Here is a 14,450-nt window from a genome sequence, read left to right on the forward strand (position 1 = left end):
CTTGATCAGCTTCCAGGCCGTCCAGACCAGGAAGCCGCCGAAGATGAAGAACACCCAGGAGAACTGCGCCACCAGGGCCGCGCCGCCGGCGATGACCGGCCCGACCGGTCAGGCGGGCAGGGAGGCCAGCCAGTCGGTCAGGAGCCGGTTGACCTCGTCCGGTCGTTCCTGCTGGATCCAGTGCCCGCAGCCGTCGAGGACGTGGCAGGAGAGCAGACCGGGAAGCGTGACGGGGTAGGCCGCGATCGCCTCGGCCAGCCAGGTGGTGGAGGCGTCCAGGCCGCCGCCGGCGAACAGCGAGGGCTGGGTGATCGGGGCGCCGTCGAAGCGGGCGAGGTCCTCCCAGTCCCGGTCCATGCTGCGGTACCGGGCCAGCGCCCCGCGCAGGCCGGTCCGCTCGAACTCACCGGCGTAGAAGTCGAGGTCCTCCGCACTGAGCCAGCCGGGCAGCCGGCCGGCGGGGAACCGGTCGCGCAGCGTCCCGCCCGGGCCGACGAAGTGCGGATCGGGTGCGCCCGGGGCCGGCATGGTGTCGGCGGACAGCGCCGCGTAGAAGCCCGCGAGCCAGCCGCGCACATCGGGTTCGATCTCGGCCTCGGCGCGGCCCGGCTCCTGGAAGTAGGCGACGTAGAACTCCTCGTCGCCGCCCATCCCCGTGAAGACCTCGCTGGGGCGCGGACCGCCGCGCGGCAGGTACGGGACGCTCAGCAGTCCCACCGCACGGAACACGTCCGGCCTGACCAGGGCGGAGTCGGCGGCGATGGTCGCCCCCCAGTCGTGCCCGACGATCACCGCGGACCGTTCGCCCAGGGCGTGCACCACCGCGACGTTGTCCTCGACGAGGTCGAGCATCCGGTACGCGGCCGGGTCCTCGGGGGCGGTGGAGCGCCCGTACCCCCGGACGTCGACGGCGACCGCGCGGTACCCGGCCGCGGCCAGCGCGGGCAACTGGCGGCGCCAGGAGTACCAGGACTCCGGGAACCCGTGCACCAGCAGGACCAGCGGCCCGCTGCCCTGTTCCACCAGGTGGATCCGGCCGCCGGGGGTGGGGACCAGCCGGTGGGTGGCGCCCGCGAGGTGGGGTGACATGCGTCCTCCTGACGATTCGGTCGGCCGGGCGCGGGGTGGCGATCCGGCGCACGCTGTCTCGCCGCCGATCATGGTGCGCCCGGTGGGCTCCGGGCGAGGACTGTTGCCGGTTCGGCAAACCGCCCGGCCGGCTTCGGCTCCCGCGCTCCCCGCTACCGCTACCGGTTGCCCGCGCTCCCCGCTACCGCGCCGCGAACGGCCGGCCGGGGCCGAAGGCCAGGGCGGCGAAGCGCTCGCCGATGCGGCGGTGCGCGGCGGTGTCCGGGTGGAGCGCGTCGGGCAGCGGCAGCTCGGCGAAGTCCGCCTCGCCGTACAGCTCGCGGCCGTCGAGGTGGTGCAGGTTCGGGTCCTGGGCGGAGCGCTGCCGGACGATGCGGGCCAGCTCCTCCCGGATGACGCGCAGGGTGAGCTTCCCGCCCGCCCGCTCCGCCGGGTCGCCGGTGGCCAGGAACCGCAGGCGCCCGGTGGCGAGGGCGGTGGGGTCCGGGGCGCTGGGGCCGGGGGTGTCCTCGTGGATGGGGCAGAGGATGGACGAGACCACCAGCAGCGGCGCGTCCGGGTGCCCCTCGCGGATGGTGTCGAGGAAGCCGTGGACGGCCGGGGTGAAGGCGCGCAGCCGCATCAGGTCGGTGTTGACGAGGTTGATGCCGATCTTGACGCTGATCAGGTCGGCGGGGGTGTCGCGCATGGTCCGGGCGGTGAACGGGTCGAGCAGGGCGCTGCCGCCCAGGCCCAGGTTGACCAGCTCCGCACCGCCGAGCGCGGCGGCGAGCGCCGGCCAGGTCGTGCTGGGGCTCGCGGTGTCGGACCCCTGGCTGATCGAACTCCCGTGGTGCAGCCAGACCTTGCGGCCCCGGTCGGCCGGGTGCTGCTCGACGGGGGCGTCGGTGCGCAGCGCCACCAGTTCGGTGGTCTCGTTGTGCGGCAGCCAGATCTCGACGTCCTTGACGCCCTCGGGCAGTGCGGGGAACCGGGCGGTGCCGACCGGCCCGGGCCGGGTCCGCGCGGATCCGGTGGCCAGGTCGATGGTCAGGGTGTTGCCGGTGGCAACGGTGGACTGCCCGGCCGGGCGGCCGTCGACGAGCAGGTCGTACACGCCGTCCGGGCGGGGCGGTGCGCCCGGGTAGACCCGCTTGGTGGGCAGGGTGTCCAGTTCGATCGCGGTGGCCCGGGTGCGGAAGGCCAGGCGTACGCCGGAGGGCTGGGACTCGGCCATGGCCAGCTGGTCGTCGGTGTCGCGGGCGCGGACCCAGGCGGGCAGCCGGTGCGGGAGCAGACCGTGCTCGGTCCGCTCCAGGTCCAGGGCGCCGCGCAGCAGCTCCGCGGTGACGGGCGTGGTGATCCAGGTGTGCGGGGTGGTGTTCATCGTCTCAACCTTGTGCTTCGGGAAGTGCGGGGGCGTCGGCCCGGACGCGGGCCGGTCGGCCGGTCGGGCGCCGCCCGTGGCGGGCGAGGGGCCCGGGTCAGGGCGCGGGCCAGTTGCGCAGCAGGGCGTCGAGGGCGTCCAGGATCCGTGTCCAGGACTCCTGGGAGTCGGGGGCGCTGTGGCTGAAGGCCTCGGCCAGCTCCAGGCTGACGTAGCCGTGGAAGACGCTCCCCAGCAGGCGGACGGCGTGGGTCTGGTCCGGTTCGGTGAGGTCGTACCCGCGCAGGATCGCCCGCGTCATCTCCGCGTGGCGGCCGCCGGCGCTGGCCGCCGCCGCCTCCGGGGTGAGCGGCTGACGGGTCGCCGCGTAGCGGCCGGGGTGCTGCCGCGCGTAGTCGCGGTAGACGTCGGCCAGCGCCGTCAGGGCGTCCTTGCCCGCCCGCCCGGCCAGCGCGTGGGCGCCGCGGTCGGCGAGCTCCTCCAGGGCGAGCAGGGCGATCCTGGTCTTGAGGTCCTGGGAGCTCTTGACGTGCGAGTACAGGCTCGCGACCTTGACGTCGAACCGCCTGGCGAGTGCCGAGACGGTCACCTGCTCGAAGCCGACCTCGTCGGCCAGCTCGGCGCCCGCCCGTGTCAGGCGCTCGGTGGTCAGCCCTACGCGTCCCATGTCCCGTCCTCTCGTTCGACAGAACCGATGATGCATTTGCCTAATGCCTTTAGGCAAATCGACGGGAGGTGTAGGGAAGAGTGGTGCGGCGGCCAGGGTGCGGGCGGGTAGCGGAAGCGGGCCCCCGTTCAAGTGATTGACAGCGTTCCGTCATGGGAGTTCACTTCGTGAAGAAAGGTCCCGGCCGGGCTCTCCCACGACCCCTCCAGACCAAGGCGGTTGCGTATGCCCTCGTCGATCCACCGACAGTCCCTGGCAGCCACGTTCGGGCTGCTGCTGGCCATCGTCGCGACCTTCGCCTGGGGACCGGCCCAGGCCACGGCGGCCCCGACCTCCGTTCAAGCAGTGAACTTCGAGGACGACTTCGACGGCCCCGCCGGGTCGGCGGTCGACGCGGGCAGGTGGCAGACCGAGACCGGCGACAACGTCAACAACCACGAGCGCCAGTACTACACGGCCGGGAACGCGAACGCCGCGCTGGACGGCCAGGGCCACCTGGTGATCACGGCGCGCCGCGAGAACCCGGCCAACTACCAGTGCTGGTACGGAACCTGTCAGTACACCTCGGCCCGGTTGAACACCTCCGGCCGGTTCGCCCAGGCCTACGGGCACGTCGAGACCCGGATGAAGGTCCCGCGCGGCCAGGGCATGTGGCCGGCCTTCTGGATGCTGGGCAACGACATCGGCCAGGTCGGCTGGCCGAACAGCGGTGAGATCGACGTCATGGAGAACGTCGGCTTCGAGCCCGGCACGGTGCACGGGACCATCCACGGCCCCGGCTACTCGGGCAGCGGCGGCATCGGCGCCGGGTACAGCCTCCCGGGCGGCCAGGCCTTCGCGGACGCCTTCCACACCTTCGCCGTCGACTGGGCGCCCGACTCGATCTCCTGGTCCGTGGACGGCACGGTCTACCAGCGCCGCACCCCGGCCGATCTCGGCGGCCGGAGCTGGGCGTTCAACAAGCCCTTCTTCCTCATCCTCAACCTCGCCGTCGGCGGCTACTGGCCCGGTGACCCGGACGCCGGCACCGCCTTCCCGCAGCAACTGGTCGTGGACTACGTGCGGGTGACCACCTCCGGCGGCACCCCCACGGGCGGCACCCTGACCGGGCTGGCGGGCAAGTGCCTGGACGTGGCCGCCGCGGGCACCGCCAACGGCACCCAGGTCCAGCTCTACACCTGCAACGGGACGGCCGCGCAGCGCTGGACGGTCGGCACCGACGGCACGGTGCGCGCGCTCGGCAAGTGCCTGGACGCCAATGCCGCGGGAACCGCGGACGGCACCAAGGTGCAGCTGTGGGACTGCAACGGCACCGGCGCCCAGCGCTGGTCGTACAACGCGGCCACCCGCGACCTGGTCAATGTGCCGGCGAACAAGTGCCTGGACGTGGCCGGCAACAACCCGGCCGATGCCACCGCGACCCAGCTCTGGACCTGCACCGGGGCCGGCAACCAGAAGTGGACGCTGAACCCCTGACGAACAGCGCCGTGCCCCGGTCGCCGGAGGGCGGCCGGGGCACGGCGGTCCGTCAGGGTCGGGTGACCCGCGGTCAGCGCAGGTCGAAGCGGTCGAGCTCGGACACCTTGGTCCAGGCCGCGACGAAGTCCGTCACGAACTTCTCCTTCGCGTCGTCGCTCGCGTAGACCTCGGCGAGTGCCCGCAGCTCCGAGTTGGAGCCGAACACCAGGTCGGCGCGGGTGCCGGTCCAGCGGACCTCGCCGGTGACGGCGTCCCGGGCCTCGAAGGTGTTCGCGTCCGCGGCGGTGGCCTTCCACGTCATGCCCAGGTCGAGCAGGTTGACGAAGAAGTCGTTGGTCAGCCGGCCGGGGGTGTCGGTCAGGACGCCCAGCGAGGACTGCTGGTGGTTGGCGCCCAGCACGCGCAGGCCGCCGACCAGGACGGTCAGCTCCGGGGCGCTCAGGGTCAGCAGGTTGGCCCGGTCCAGCAGCAGGTACTCGGCCGGCAGCCGGTTGCCCTTGCCCAGGTAGTTGCGGAACCCGTCGGCGGTCGGCTCCAGCGCCGCGAAGGACTCGACGTCGGTCTCGTCCTGGGCGGCGTCCACCCGGCCCGGGGTGAACGGCACCACGACCGGGAAGCCGGCGTCGGCGGCGGCCTTCTCCACACCGGCCGCGCCCGCGAGGACGATCAGGTCGGCGATCGAGATCGCCCTGCCGTCCGTCCGGCCGGCGTTGAACGAGTCGCGCACGCTCTCCAGGGTGCGCAGCACGGTCGCCAGCTCGTCGGGCCCGTTGACCTCCCAGCCGCTCTGCGGTTCCAGCCGGATCCGGGCGCCGTTGGCGCCGCCGCGCAGGTCACTGCCGCGGAACGTGGAGGCCGAGGCCCAGGCGGTGGAGACCAGCTGGGCGACGGTCAGGCCGGAGGCCAGCACCTGCTGCTTGAGGGCGGCGATGTCCGTGGCGTCGACCAGCTCGTGCGTGACGGCGGGCAGCGGGTCCTGCCACAGCAGGGTCTCCGACGGGACCTCGGGGCCGAGGTAGCGCACGACCGGACCCATGTCGCGGTGGGTGAGCTTGAACCAGGCCCGGGCGAAGGCGTCCGCGAAGGCCGCGGGCTCGGCCAGGAAGCGCCGGGAGATCTGCTCGTAGACCGGGTCGACCCGCAGCGCGAGGTCGGTGGTCAGCATGGTCGGCGCGTGGGTCTTCGAGCCGTCGTGCGCGTCCGGGACGGTACCGGCGCCGCCGCCGTCCTTGGGCCGCCACTGGTGGGCGCCGGCCGGGCTCTTGAACAGCTCCCACTCGTAGCCGAAGAGGATCTCGAAGAAGGTGTTGTCCCAGGTGGTGGGCGTGGTGGTCCAGATGCCCTCAAGGCCGCTGGTGATCGTGTCGTCGCCCTTGCCGCTGCCGTAGGTGCTCTGCCAGCCCAGGCCCTGCAGCTCCAGCGGGGCGGCCTCGGGGTCGGGGCCGACGTTGTCGGCCGGGCCCGCGCCGTGGGTCTTGCCGAAGGTGTGGCCGCCCGCGATCAGGGCGACGGTCTCCTCGTCGTTCATCGCCATCCGGCGGAAGGTCTCGCGGATGTCGCGGGCCGCGGCCATCGGGTCCGGGGTGCCGTTGGGGCCTTCCGGGTTGACGTAGATCAGGCCCATCTGGACGGCGCCCAGCGGGCTCTCCAGGTCACGGTCGCCGGTGTAGCGCTCGTCGTCGAGCCAGGTCGTCTCGGGGCCCCAGTAGACGTCCTCCTCCGGCTCCCAGACGTCCTCGCGACCGCCGCCGAAGCCGAAGGTCTGGAAGCCCATCGTCTCCAGCGCGACGTTGCCGGCCAGGATCAGCAGGTCGGCCCAGGACAGGCTCTGGCCGTACTTCTTCTTCACCGGCCACAGCAGGCGGCGGGCCTTGTCGAGGTTGGCGTTGTCCGGCCAGCTGTTCAGCGGCGCGAAACGCTGCTGGCCGGCACCGGCGCCGCCGCGGCCGTCGCTGATCCGGTAGGTGCCCGCGCTGTGCCAGGCCATCCGGATGATGAAGGGGCCGTAGTGGCCGAAGTCGGCCGGCCACCAGTCCTGCGACGTGGTCAGCACCTCGGCGAGGTCGCGCTTGACGGCGGCGAGGTCGAGCGTCTTGAACGCTTCGGCGTAGTCGAAGTCCGCACCGAGCGGGTTGGCCACGGCCGGGTTCTTGGCAAGGATCTTCAGGTTGAGCCGGTCCGGCCACCACTGGCGGTTTCCACCGCCCTGGGTCGGGTGCGCGGCGCGCCCGTGCGCGACGGGGCAGCCTCCCCCCTCCGCCTTCGCATCGGTGACGATCGCGTCGTGGTTCTCAGACATGGGAATCCTTCCGGGCCGGGCGGATCACGTTGTTCAGGAACGATCGAAGGGCGGAGCACCTGGGGGGGTCGTTCAATGAGGAGGACTAGCTCACCCGACGCGGAGGTGCTCACCGCCGTTCCGGAGCCTCACTGCCCCCTAGGCTATCGCCGGAACCGATCCTACGATGGACAGATTCCAAGTCAAGAACCACACCGAGTCACTATCCCGTCGGGGTTCGGAAGGCCACTGCTAGAATCCGGGGTTCCCCCATGAGCCTGAATAGGTGAACCGATATGAGTGACCTGCTGGTACGGCTGAGAGGGCGCGGCTGGCGACTGACCGCCCAGCGGCGCGTCGTCGCGGAGGTCCTCGACGGCGATCACGTCCATCTCACGGCCGACGAGGTGCACGCCCGCGCGGTCCAGCGGCTGCCGGAGATCTCCCGCGCGACCGTCTACAACACCCTCGGCGAACTGGTCGGCCTCGGCGAGGTCATGGAGGTCGCCACCGACGGCCGGGCCCGGCGCTACGACCCCAACGCCCACCGCCCGCACCAGCACCTGGTGTGCTCCGGCTGCGGCACGATCCGCGACGTCCACCCGGCCGGGGACCCGCTGGCCGACCTTCCGGCCGAGCAGCGGTTCGGCTTCGCCGTCGCCACCGCCGAGGTCACCTACCGCGGGATCTGCCCGGACTGCGCCTGACGCCCGGGGCCGGCGGCTCGCCGACCCGCCGAAGGGGCCGGCCGAACCCAAGGGTTCGGCCGGCCCCTTCGGCTGCGGTGCGGTCGACGGACGGCCGCTCAAGGTGCTCGAACCGCTGCTGCTCTCGTCGACGACGATGATCTCCCCGCTGGAACTCGACGAACCACCGCCCCGGCCGGCGCCGTCGGTGCCGCCGTCGGCGACGAGGGCGCGGCCGTCGGGGCTGGATGCGTAAAGGGCGGGACAGGGGGTGTACAAGCGTTTACCCTGGGATGGGTGAACGTCTGTGCACCCGTCTGTGGACCAGCGTCTGGAGCACCATGACCCCGGTGACGGCCGAGCCCGGCCAGACCTCCCCCGTCCCGTCCGCCAGGACGCCGCGGGCCGATCTGATCGTGCCCGTCCTCGCCTTCTGCGGCGTCGTGGTCGCGGTCATGCAGACCCTGGTCGTGCCGCTGCTCCCGCACGTGCCCGCGCTGACCGGCAGTTCGCCGGGCGCGGCCGGCTGGCTGGTCACCGTCACCCTGCTGACCGGCGCGGTCTTCACGCCCGTGCTCGGCCGGGTCGGCGACATGTACGGCAAGCGCCGGGTGCTGCTCGCCTCGCTGGGCGTGCTCACCGCCGGGTCCGTGCTGTGCGCCGTGAGCTCGCAGATCGGCGTGCTGATCGCCGGCCGCGCGCTGCAGGGCGCGGCCCTCGCCGTCATCCCGCTCGGCATCAGCATCATCCGCGACGAACTGCCGCCCCAGCGCGTGCTGCCCTCCATCGCCCTGATGAGCTCCACCCTCGGCATCGGCGCCGCGATAGGCCTGCCGGTGGCGGCGCTGGTCGTGGAGAACTTCGACTGGCACACCATGTTCTGGGCCTCCGCCGCGCTCGGCGTGCTGGACATCGCCCTGGTGCTCCGGACCGTGCCGGAGTCGCCGCTGCGCTCCCGGGGGCGCTTCGACCTCCCCGGGACCCTCGGCCTCGGCGCCGTCCTGGTCGGCCTGCTGCTCGCGATCACCCAGGGCGCCGGCTGGGGCTGGACCTCGCCGCGCACGCTCGGCCTGCTCGGCGGCTCGCTGCTGCTCGGGCTGCTCTGGGGCCGGTACGAGCTGCGCACCGCCTCGCCGATGGTCGACCTGCGGGTCTCGGCCCGGCCCGCGGTGCTGCTGACCAACCTGGCCGCGATGCTCATCGGCTTCGCCTTCTACGCGAACTCCCTGGTCACCGCGCAGATGGTGCAGGAGCCCAAGGAGACCGGCTACGGTCTCGGCGCCTCGATCGTGGTGGGCGGGCTCTGCCTGCTGCCGGGCGGCCTGGCGATGGTCGCGCTGTCCCCGCTGTCCGCCCGGATCTCCGCCAAGTACGGCCCCCGGACGACGCTCGCCGTCGCGGCGTCCGTGATGGTGGTCGGCTACCTGGTGCGGTTCTTCACCAGTCACAGCCTCTGGCTGATCGTGGCCGGGGCCACCGTCGTCGCCTCCGGCACCGCCCTCGCGTACTCGGCGCTGCCCGCGCTGGTGATGCGGGCGGTGCCGGTCAGCGAGACGGGCGCGGCGAACGGGCTGAACACGCTGATGCGCTCGGTCGGGCAGGCCTGCTGCAGTGCGGTGGTCACCGCCGTGCTCGCCCACGTCACGTTCACCGTCGCCGGGCGCACCGCCCCCACCCTGCACGCCTATCTGCTGATCTTCCTGATCGCGGCCGGGATGGCCGCCGCCGCGCTGGTCGCGACCCTCTTCCTGCCCGCCGGCCGCACGGCGCGCCCGGCCCCCGCCGCAGCCGGTACGGTCGGGGTGACGACCCCGGCGGCCCCGGCCCAGGAGAGCGCATGACCATCGCCGACGAGACCGGCGCGACCGAACCGGCCACCGGGCCGGTGACCGGGCGGCCCGAACAGCCCGGCGAGGCCGAGCAGGGCACCGGGCGGGACGCGATCCTGCGCGCCGCCCGCCGGGCCTTCGCCCTGCGCCCCTACGCCGATGTCACCATGCGGGGGATAGCGGCCGACGCGGGCGTCAGCCCGTCGCTGATCGTGAAGCGGTTCGGCAGCAAGGAGCACCTGTTCAACACCGTCGCCGACTTCGGGCCGGCGGCGGACGAGCTGTTCGCCGCCGAGCCCGGCGCGCTGGGCCGCCACCTGGTGCTCACCGTGGTCCGGATGCGCCGGGAGCAGCGCGGCGACCCCCTGCTGCGCGTGGTCTTCTCGCTCGGCAACGACGACGAGCGGACCCTGCTGCGCGAGCGGTTCCGCCGCCAGGTGACGGACCGCCTCGCCGCCTCTCTGCCGGGGCCGGACGCCGAACTGCGCGCCGAACTGATCGCCGGCCAGCTGCTCGGGCTCGGCGCGACGCTCAGCCTGCACCGCCCGGGCGCGGGCGACCGCGCCACCCCCGAGCGGCTGGCCGAGCTGTACGCCCCGGCGCTGCAACGGCTCGTCGACGGCGCCTGAGACCGGCTGGCTGGCCCCCGTGCGGGCCCCGACCGGTCACGCCGGTCGGGCCCCGCCGTCAGGCCGGTTCGACCGGCTCCGGGGTGGTGGCGCGGGTGCGGCGCAGTGCGGCGAGGGCGGTGGCGACGGCCAGGAAGGCGGCCACGACCCCGGCGTCGCGGGCGAGTTCGGCGAACCCGATCGGCGGCGCCCAGTAGTAGGGCGGGGCCAGCATGGCGGTCCAGGGGAGGACGGCCAGGGCGGCGCCGGCGGCCCGCAGCCGGTCTGGGCGGGCGGCGGCGAGCTGGACGAGGTAGGCGATCGTCATCACCAGGGCGGGCCAGGCCGTGGAGACGTCGAGGAGGGTCTGCAGGCTGTCGGAGAAGACGGGCTCGGAGAAGTCCCCGGGGCCGGCCCACGGCCAGCGCAGGACGAGCGCGGTCATCGGCAGTGCCACGGCGACGGCGGCGAGCGCCGCCCCGGTGCGGCCGCGCGCGGACCGGTCGACGGCGTCCGGCGGGGCGATCAGGACCGGCCCGGCGAGCAGCAGCCAGAGCGGGAGCAGGAAGACGTACTGGAGGAACGCCCCCGACGGGTACACGAGGAAGGCGGCCGGAGCGCCGGCCCCGGCGAGGACGCCGGCCAGGACCAGCAGTCGGGCGTGGCCCCAGCGCCCGAGTGCGGCGAGGACCAGCGCGAGGATCCAGGGCGCGGTCTGCACCGCGCCCGCCACGGCGGTGGCCGTGGCGTTCGGGCTGAACAGGTCCACCCGGGGCACCGTGAGGAAGAGGCTCATCACCAGGTGCACGGTGGCCAGGGCCGCGCCGCCGGCGAGGGTGAACGGCGCCGCGCCGGCGAGGACGCGGCCGGCGGGGTCGCGTGAGCTGAGCCGGGTCCGCAGCCGGACGGCGTGCGCGGCGAGGGCCGTCCACTCGCGCAGGACGGTGCGGCGGTCGCCGTCCTGTACGGACTCCGCGAAGACGGCGGCGATCTCCTCGCCGTGCGAGGACCGGTAGGCGGCGGGGTAGAGCCCCAGCAGGGCGAGCCTGGCGGGCGGCGGGGTGGCCTGGGCGTGCGTGCTCATGCGGTGGCTCCGTTCAGTCGGGGCATGCTGAGGCCGGTCCCGCGGCCGGGGTTCGGCCCGCGGCCGAGGGCGAGCCTGCGGTCGGCCTCGGCGACGCCGGCGCGCAGGCGCTCCGTCTCCTCGCCGAGCACCTGCCGGCCCTCCTCGGTGAGGGCGAAGGTGCGGCGCATCCGGCCCGCGACGGTCTCCTCGTGGTCGATCCGGATCAGCCCCTGCTGGAGGAGGCGGTCCAGTGCCGTGTAGAGGGTGCCGGTGAGGAGCTTGGTCCGGCCGCCGGAGATGGCCAGCACCTCCTGGACGATCGCGTAGCCGTGCCGGGGGGCGTCGGCCAGCGCGGTGAGCACGAGCCTGGTCGGCTCCTGTAGTTGACGGTTAGCCATGGGGGCGAGCATAGCTAAATGATCAGAGTATGTCGATGATTGAGCTATCGGGCCGTCAGAAGATGCCGGTAGGGGGCGATCGGCCAGTGGGTCCACGCCCTCCTGACGCGGGGCGCCGCCGGGCGCCGGCACCTCCGGTGAGCGGCCCGGGGTAGCCGGCCGGCCACGTGTCGTGGGTCTCATCGGGGGCCGTGGCCAGTTCGTCCGCGTCCCAATGTGGTGAGATGTGCGCGTCACAGAGTGATGGCGCTGACGGGGGTGCGTGATGAGGAGTGGACGGCTGTTCGGGCTCGGGTCGGATACCGGTGCGGCGGATCTCGCCGCCGTGGGGCTGATCCGGCTGGCGACCGGCGAACGGCTCGGGGCCGGGGCCCGGCCCTGGCTGTGGCAACTGCGGGCGGCCTCGTTCGCCGACACCTGGCTGGCCTTCGCCGACCCGGCCGCGCCCGGGCTCCGGGTGCCGGCGGGCGCGGCCCTGCACCAGCTCGTCCGCCGGGCGGCGGAGCTGGTCCTGCTGACCCGCGAGGGGGACGGCCCGGCGGCGCTTGAGCTGCTGGGCCGGGAGTCGGCCGAGGCGCACGAGCGGTCGCGGTGCTCCGACACCGCCCATCCGGTCGAGCCCGTCGCGCTCGCCCTGCTCTGGCACGGCGTGCAGGCGGCGACCGCCGACGGCCCCGACGCGGCGGCGGAGCGGGAGTGCCACGACCGCCGCATCGCCGAACGGTCCGAGGCCTACGTCCGCCGCCGGCACCGCCGCCAGGACACGCTCGCGCTCATCCTCGCCTGCGCCCGCTCCGCCGCCACCGCCCTGGCGGAACTGAGCGGCGACGACCCGGGTAGGGCGGCCGCCCGGCTGGAGGAGTACGCCATCCGGTCGATGGCCCAGGCCGGTCCGGTGCCGCTCTGGGTGCCGGGGCGGCCCGGGCAGCTCACCTCCTGAGCCTCCGGCCGGCCGGCCCGGCGGCCTCCGTATGCTGGCCCGATGCCTTTGCGGAGCCTGCACGACCGAGCCGCCCTCGAAGCCCGTTTCCGACGGGACCCGGCGTTGCACCTGATGGAACTCGGTGACCTCGACGACCTGCTGTGGCCGCACACCTCCTGGTACGGCCTCGCCCCGGACGGCCCGGTGGCGCTGCTGTACGCGGTCGGCGACACCCCCACCCTGTTGGCCTTCGGCGGGGCCGCCGAGGCACCGGAGGTGGCGGAGCTGGTCCGGGAACTGCTGCCGGTCCTGCCGCGCCGCTTCTTCGGCCACCTGACCGGCGACGCGGCCGAGGTGCTGGCCGAGGCGTACGAGGTGCGCCGCCACGGCACCCTGCTGCGGATGGTGCTGACCGACCCGGAGCGCGCGGCGGCGCACCCCGCCGACCCGTGGGCGCCGGTCCCGCTGGGCCGCGCGGACCTGCCCGAGCTGGTGAAGCTGTTCGCCGAGGCCTACCCGGGGAACTGGTTCGACGACCGGATGCTCGACACCGGCCAGTACGTCGGCGCCCGCCGGGACGGCCGGCTGGTCGCCGTCGCGGGTGTGCACGCCTGGTCGCCCGTCCAGCGGGTGGCCGTGCTCGGCAACGTCACGACGCACCCCGCGGTCCGGCGCCAGGGCGCGGCCGGGGCCTGCGTGGCCGCGCTCTGCCGGCAGCTCGCGGACGGCAGCGACCACATCGGGCTGAACGTCCGCGCGGACAACGCGGCCGCCGTGGAGCTGTACCGGCGGCTGGGCTTCACCGAGGTCATCTCCTTCACCGAGGGGACGTTCACCGCGCGCTGACCGGTACGCCGCCGTCCCGGGCGCCCGCCCGCCGGTCGCCTGCCCGGGGCGGTCACCCGTCCTCGGGGGGTCGCGCGGGGCGGCCGGAGTTCAGGCGGAGGCCGCGGTCGTCCCGCGCGTCCTCGCCCGCCCCGACGACCACGCGGCCGCACCCCCCACCAGCAGGGCCGCCCCCAGCGCGTAGACCGGCAGCCAGTGGGTCGTCGTCGCCGCCAGGCAGTCGTCGACGACCGCGCGGCTCTGCTCCCGCTGCGCGGACTCCAGTGCGTCGGGGTCCGCGCCAGCCAGGCCACCCAGGGCGGCCTGGGTCCGCAGGCTCTCGTACCGGCCCGCCTCCGGGCAGGACTGCCGGGTGCCCGGCATCGGGAACAGCCAGTCCCAGCGCTGCAGCGCCGGGGCCAGCGCCAGGGCCACACAGAGGCCCACGACCAGCGCGTACGCCGCCAGGCCGCAGGCATAGCTGACGCGTCGGCCCGGCGTGCGGACCGGCACCCGGCCGAAGGAGAGGACCACCGCGAGCAGCGTCACACCGAGGTAGGTGGAGAACCACTGCCAGGAGCCCTCGGCGAAGGAGAACGCCAGCACCACGGCGAGCGCCGTCCCGAGTACCCCGGGGTCGGCGGACAGGTCCGCACCGCCCACCGCCGCGCGGCCGCGGACACCTCGACGGCTGGGCTCACTCACGGGCTCTCTCCTGCCTGCCGCCGGCTCCGGAGCACCAGCCTCCCGCCCCGACCCGTGGTCACCCCCTGCTCCCACACCGGTCCCCGCCCGACCCCACCCGCTCGGCCCAGCGGCGCGGGCCGGTGGCCGGTCAGCCGTGGGCGGTGTCGGCCGGGCGGCAGAGGTGGAGGCTGTAGGAGGCGCGGCACTCGGTCTGCGCGGGCACCACCCCCGAGCCGCGCACGCCCTGGACCAGGCTGACCAGCACGACGGCGACCAGCGCGGCCTTGACGGCCCCGGTCAGCGCCCCGTCGTACCGGGCCGCCGAGAAGCGCCTGAACGCGTAGACGGCTCCGCAGAGCGCGGCGACGATCGCCGAGACGCTGAGGTAGCTGTAGCCGGTGATCTCGCCGTTCTCCCGGACGGTGTTCTCGAAGTGGAAGTCGGCTACCACCGGGAGGAGCGCCAGGAGGGCCGCCGCCCAGCCGATCCTGACGGCCCGGCCGCGGCCACGGAAGTACTCGATCATCGGCGTCCCCCTGGTGTACCGGAG

General features: G+C 74.1%; 14 protein-coding genes. 6 read left to right on the forward strand and 8 right to left on the reverse strand.

Annotated features, from left to right (window positions below; all coding sequences use genetic code 11):
- Positions 1 to 108 precede the first annotated feature (108 nt).
- The 3 genes from ABZ495_RS24245 to ABZ495_RS24255 all read right to left on the reverse strand — a co-directional run bounded on the left by ABZ495_RS24245 (position 109) and on the right by ABZ495_RS24255 (position 3,122).
- Entirely contained in the window at positions 109 to 1,089 is a 981-nt protein-coding gene (locus tag ABZ495_RS24245) for an alpha/beta hydrolase (RefSeq protein WP_359810305.1), read from the reverse strand.
- A gap of 181 nt (positions 1,090 to 1,270) precedes the next feature.
- Positions 1,271 to 2,455: a GDSL-type esterase/lipase family protein gene (locus tag ABZ495_RS24250; protein WP_359838012.1), complete on the reverse strand. Its 1,185-nt coding sequence runs from the start codon at positions 2,453 to 2,455 to the stop codon at positions 1,271 to 1,273.
- A gap of 97 nt (positions 2,456 to 2,552) precedes the next feature.
- Positions 2,553 to 3,122: a WHG domain-containing protein gene (locus ABZ495_RS24255; RefSeq protein ID WP_359838014.1), complete on the reverse strand. Its 570-nt coding sequence runs from the start codon at positions 3,120 to 3,122 to the stop codon at positions 2,553 to 2,555.
- Positions 3,123 to 3,347: 225 nt separating this feature from the next.
- On the opposite strand from ABZ495_RS24255, the gene ABZ495_RS24260 reads away from it, so the two are divergent.
- On the forward strand, positions 3,348 to 4,598 hold the full coding sequence (locus tag ABZ495_RS24260) for a family 16 glycosylhydrolase (protein ID WP_359838016.1): 1,251 nt from the start codon (positions 3,348 to 3,350) through the stop codon (positions 4,596 to 4,598).
- A gap of 73 nt (positions 4,599 to 4,671) precedes the next feature.
- Here the strand turns inward: ABZ495_RS24260 and katG are convergent, their stop codons facing one another.
- Positions 4,672 to 6,900: a catalase/peroxidase HPI gene (gene katG, locus ABZ495_RS24265; protein WP_359838018.1), complete on the reverse strand. Its 2,229-nt coding sequence runs from the start codon at positions 6,898 to 6,900 to the stop codon at positions 4,672 to 4,674.
- Between the two features lie 275 nt (positions 6,901 to 7,175).
- Here katG and ABZ495_RS24270 point away from each other — a divergent pair, with 275 nt between their 5' ends.
- From ABZ495_RS24270 to ABZ495_RS24280, 3 genes are all read left to right on the forward strand, one after another.
- Complete coding sequence (locus ABZ495_RS24270) at positions 7,176 to 7,586, forward strand: Fur family transcriptional regulator (protein WP_329491548.1); 411 nt, start codon at positions 7,176 to 7,178, stop codon at positions 7,584 to 7,586.
- A 272-nt stretch (positions 7,587 to 7,858) separates the two neighbouring features.
- Entirely contained in the window at positions 7,859 to 9,406 is a 1,548-nt protein-coding gene (locus tag ABZ495_RS24275; RefSeq protein ID WP_359838020.1) for an MFS transporter, read from the forward strand.
- Positions 9,403 to 10,023, forward strand: coding sequence for a TetR family transcriptional regulator (locus tag ABZ495_RS24280; protein ID WP_359838022.1), 621 nt, complete (start codon positions 9,403 to 9,405; stop codon positions 10,021 to 10,023). Before ABZ495_RS24275 ends, ABZ495_RS24280 begins: the two co-directional genes overlap by 4 nt.
- A 58-nt stretch (positions 10,024 to 10,081) precedes the next feature.
- Here the strand turns inward: ABZ495_RS24280 and ABZ495_RS24285 are convergent, their stop codons facing one another.
- Both ABZ495_RS24285 and ABZ495_RS24290 read right to left on the reverse strand, forming a co-directional pair.
- A complete protein-coding gene (locus tag ABZ495_RS24285) occupies positions 10,082 to 11,086 on the reverse strand; it encodes a hypothetical protein (RefSeq protein ID WP_359838024.1) in 1,005 nt (334 codons plus the stop codon).
- On the reverse strand, positions 11,083 to 11,466 hold the full coding sequence (locus ABZ495_RS24290; protein WP_359810323.1) for a PadR family transcriptional regulator: 384 nt from the start codon (positions 11,464 to 11,466) through the stop codon (positions 11,083 to 11,085). The genes ABZ495_RS24285 and ABZ495_RS24290 overlap by 4 nt, the downstream gene beginning before the upstream one ends.
- A 265-nt stretch (positions 11,467 to 11,731) precedes the next feature.
- Between ABZ495_RS24290 and ABZ495_RS24295 the strand changes: the two genes are divergently transcribed.
- Both ABZ495_RS24295 and ABZ495_RS24300 read left to right on the forward strand, forming a co-directional pair.
- Positions 11,732 to 12,406 (forward strand): hypothetical protein, encoded by a 675-nt coding sequence (locus tag ABZ495_RS24295; RefSeq protein WP_359810326.1) that lies wholly within the window; start codon positions 11,732 to 11,734, stop codon positions 12,404 to 12,406.
- Positions 12,407 to 12,448: 42 nt separating this feature from the next.
- Positions 12,449 to 13,234 (forward strand): GNAT family N-acetyltransferase, encoded by a 786-nt coding sequence (locus tag ABZ495_RS24300; RefSeq protein WP_359810329.1) that lies wholly within the window; start codon positions 12,449 to 12,451, stop codon positions 13,232 to 13,234.
- A 90-nt stretch (positions 13,235 to 13,324) separates the two neighbouring features.
- Here ABZ495_RS24300 and ABZ495_RS24305 read toward each other — a convergent pair whose 3' ends face one another.
- A complete protein-coding gene (locus ABZ495_RS24305; protein WP_359838026.1) occupies positions 13,325 to 13,918 on the reverse strand; it encodes a hypothetical protein in 594 nt (197 codons plus the stop codon).
- Positions 13,919 to 14,048: 130 nt separating this feature from the next.
- On the reverse strand, positions 14,049 to 14,426 hold the full coding sequence (locus ABZ495_RS24310) for a hypothetical protein (RefSeq protein ID WP_359810334.1): 378 nt from the start codon (positions 14,424 to 14,426) through the stop codon (positions 14,049 to 14,051).
- Positions 14,427 to 14,450: the final 24 nt, after the last annotated feature.

It is taken from the genome of Kitasatospora sp. NPDC005748 (genome assembly GCF_040630735.1).
Taxonomy (GTDB): Bacteria; Actinomycetota; Actinomycetes; order Streptomycetales; family Streptomycetaceae; genus Kitasatospora.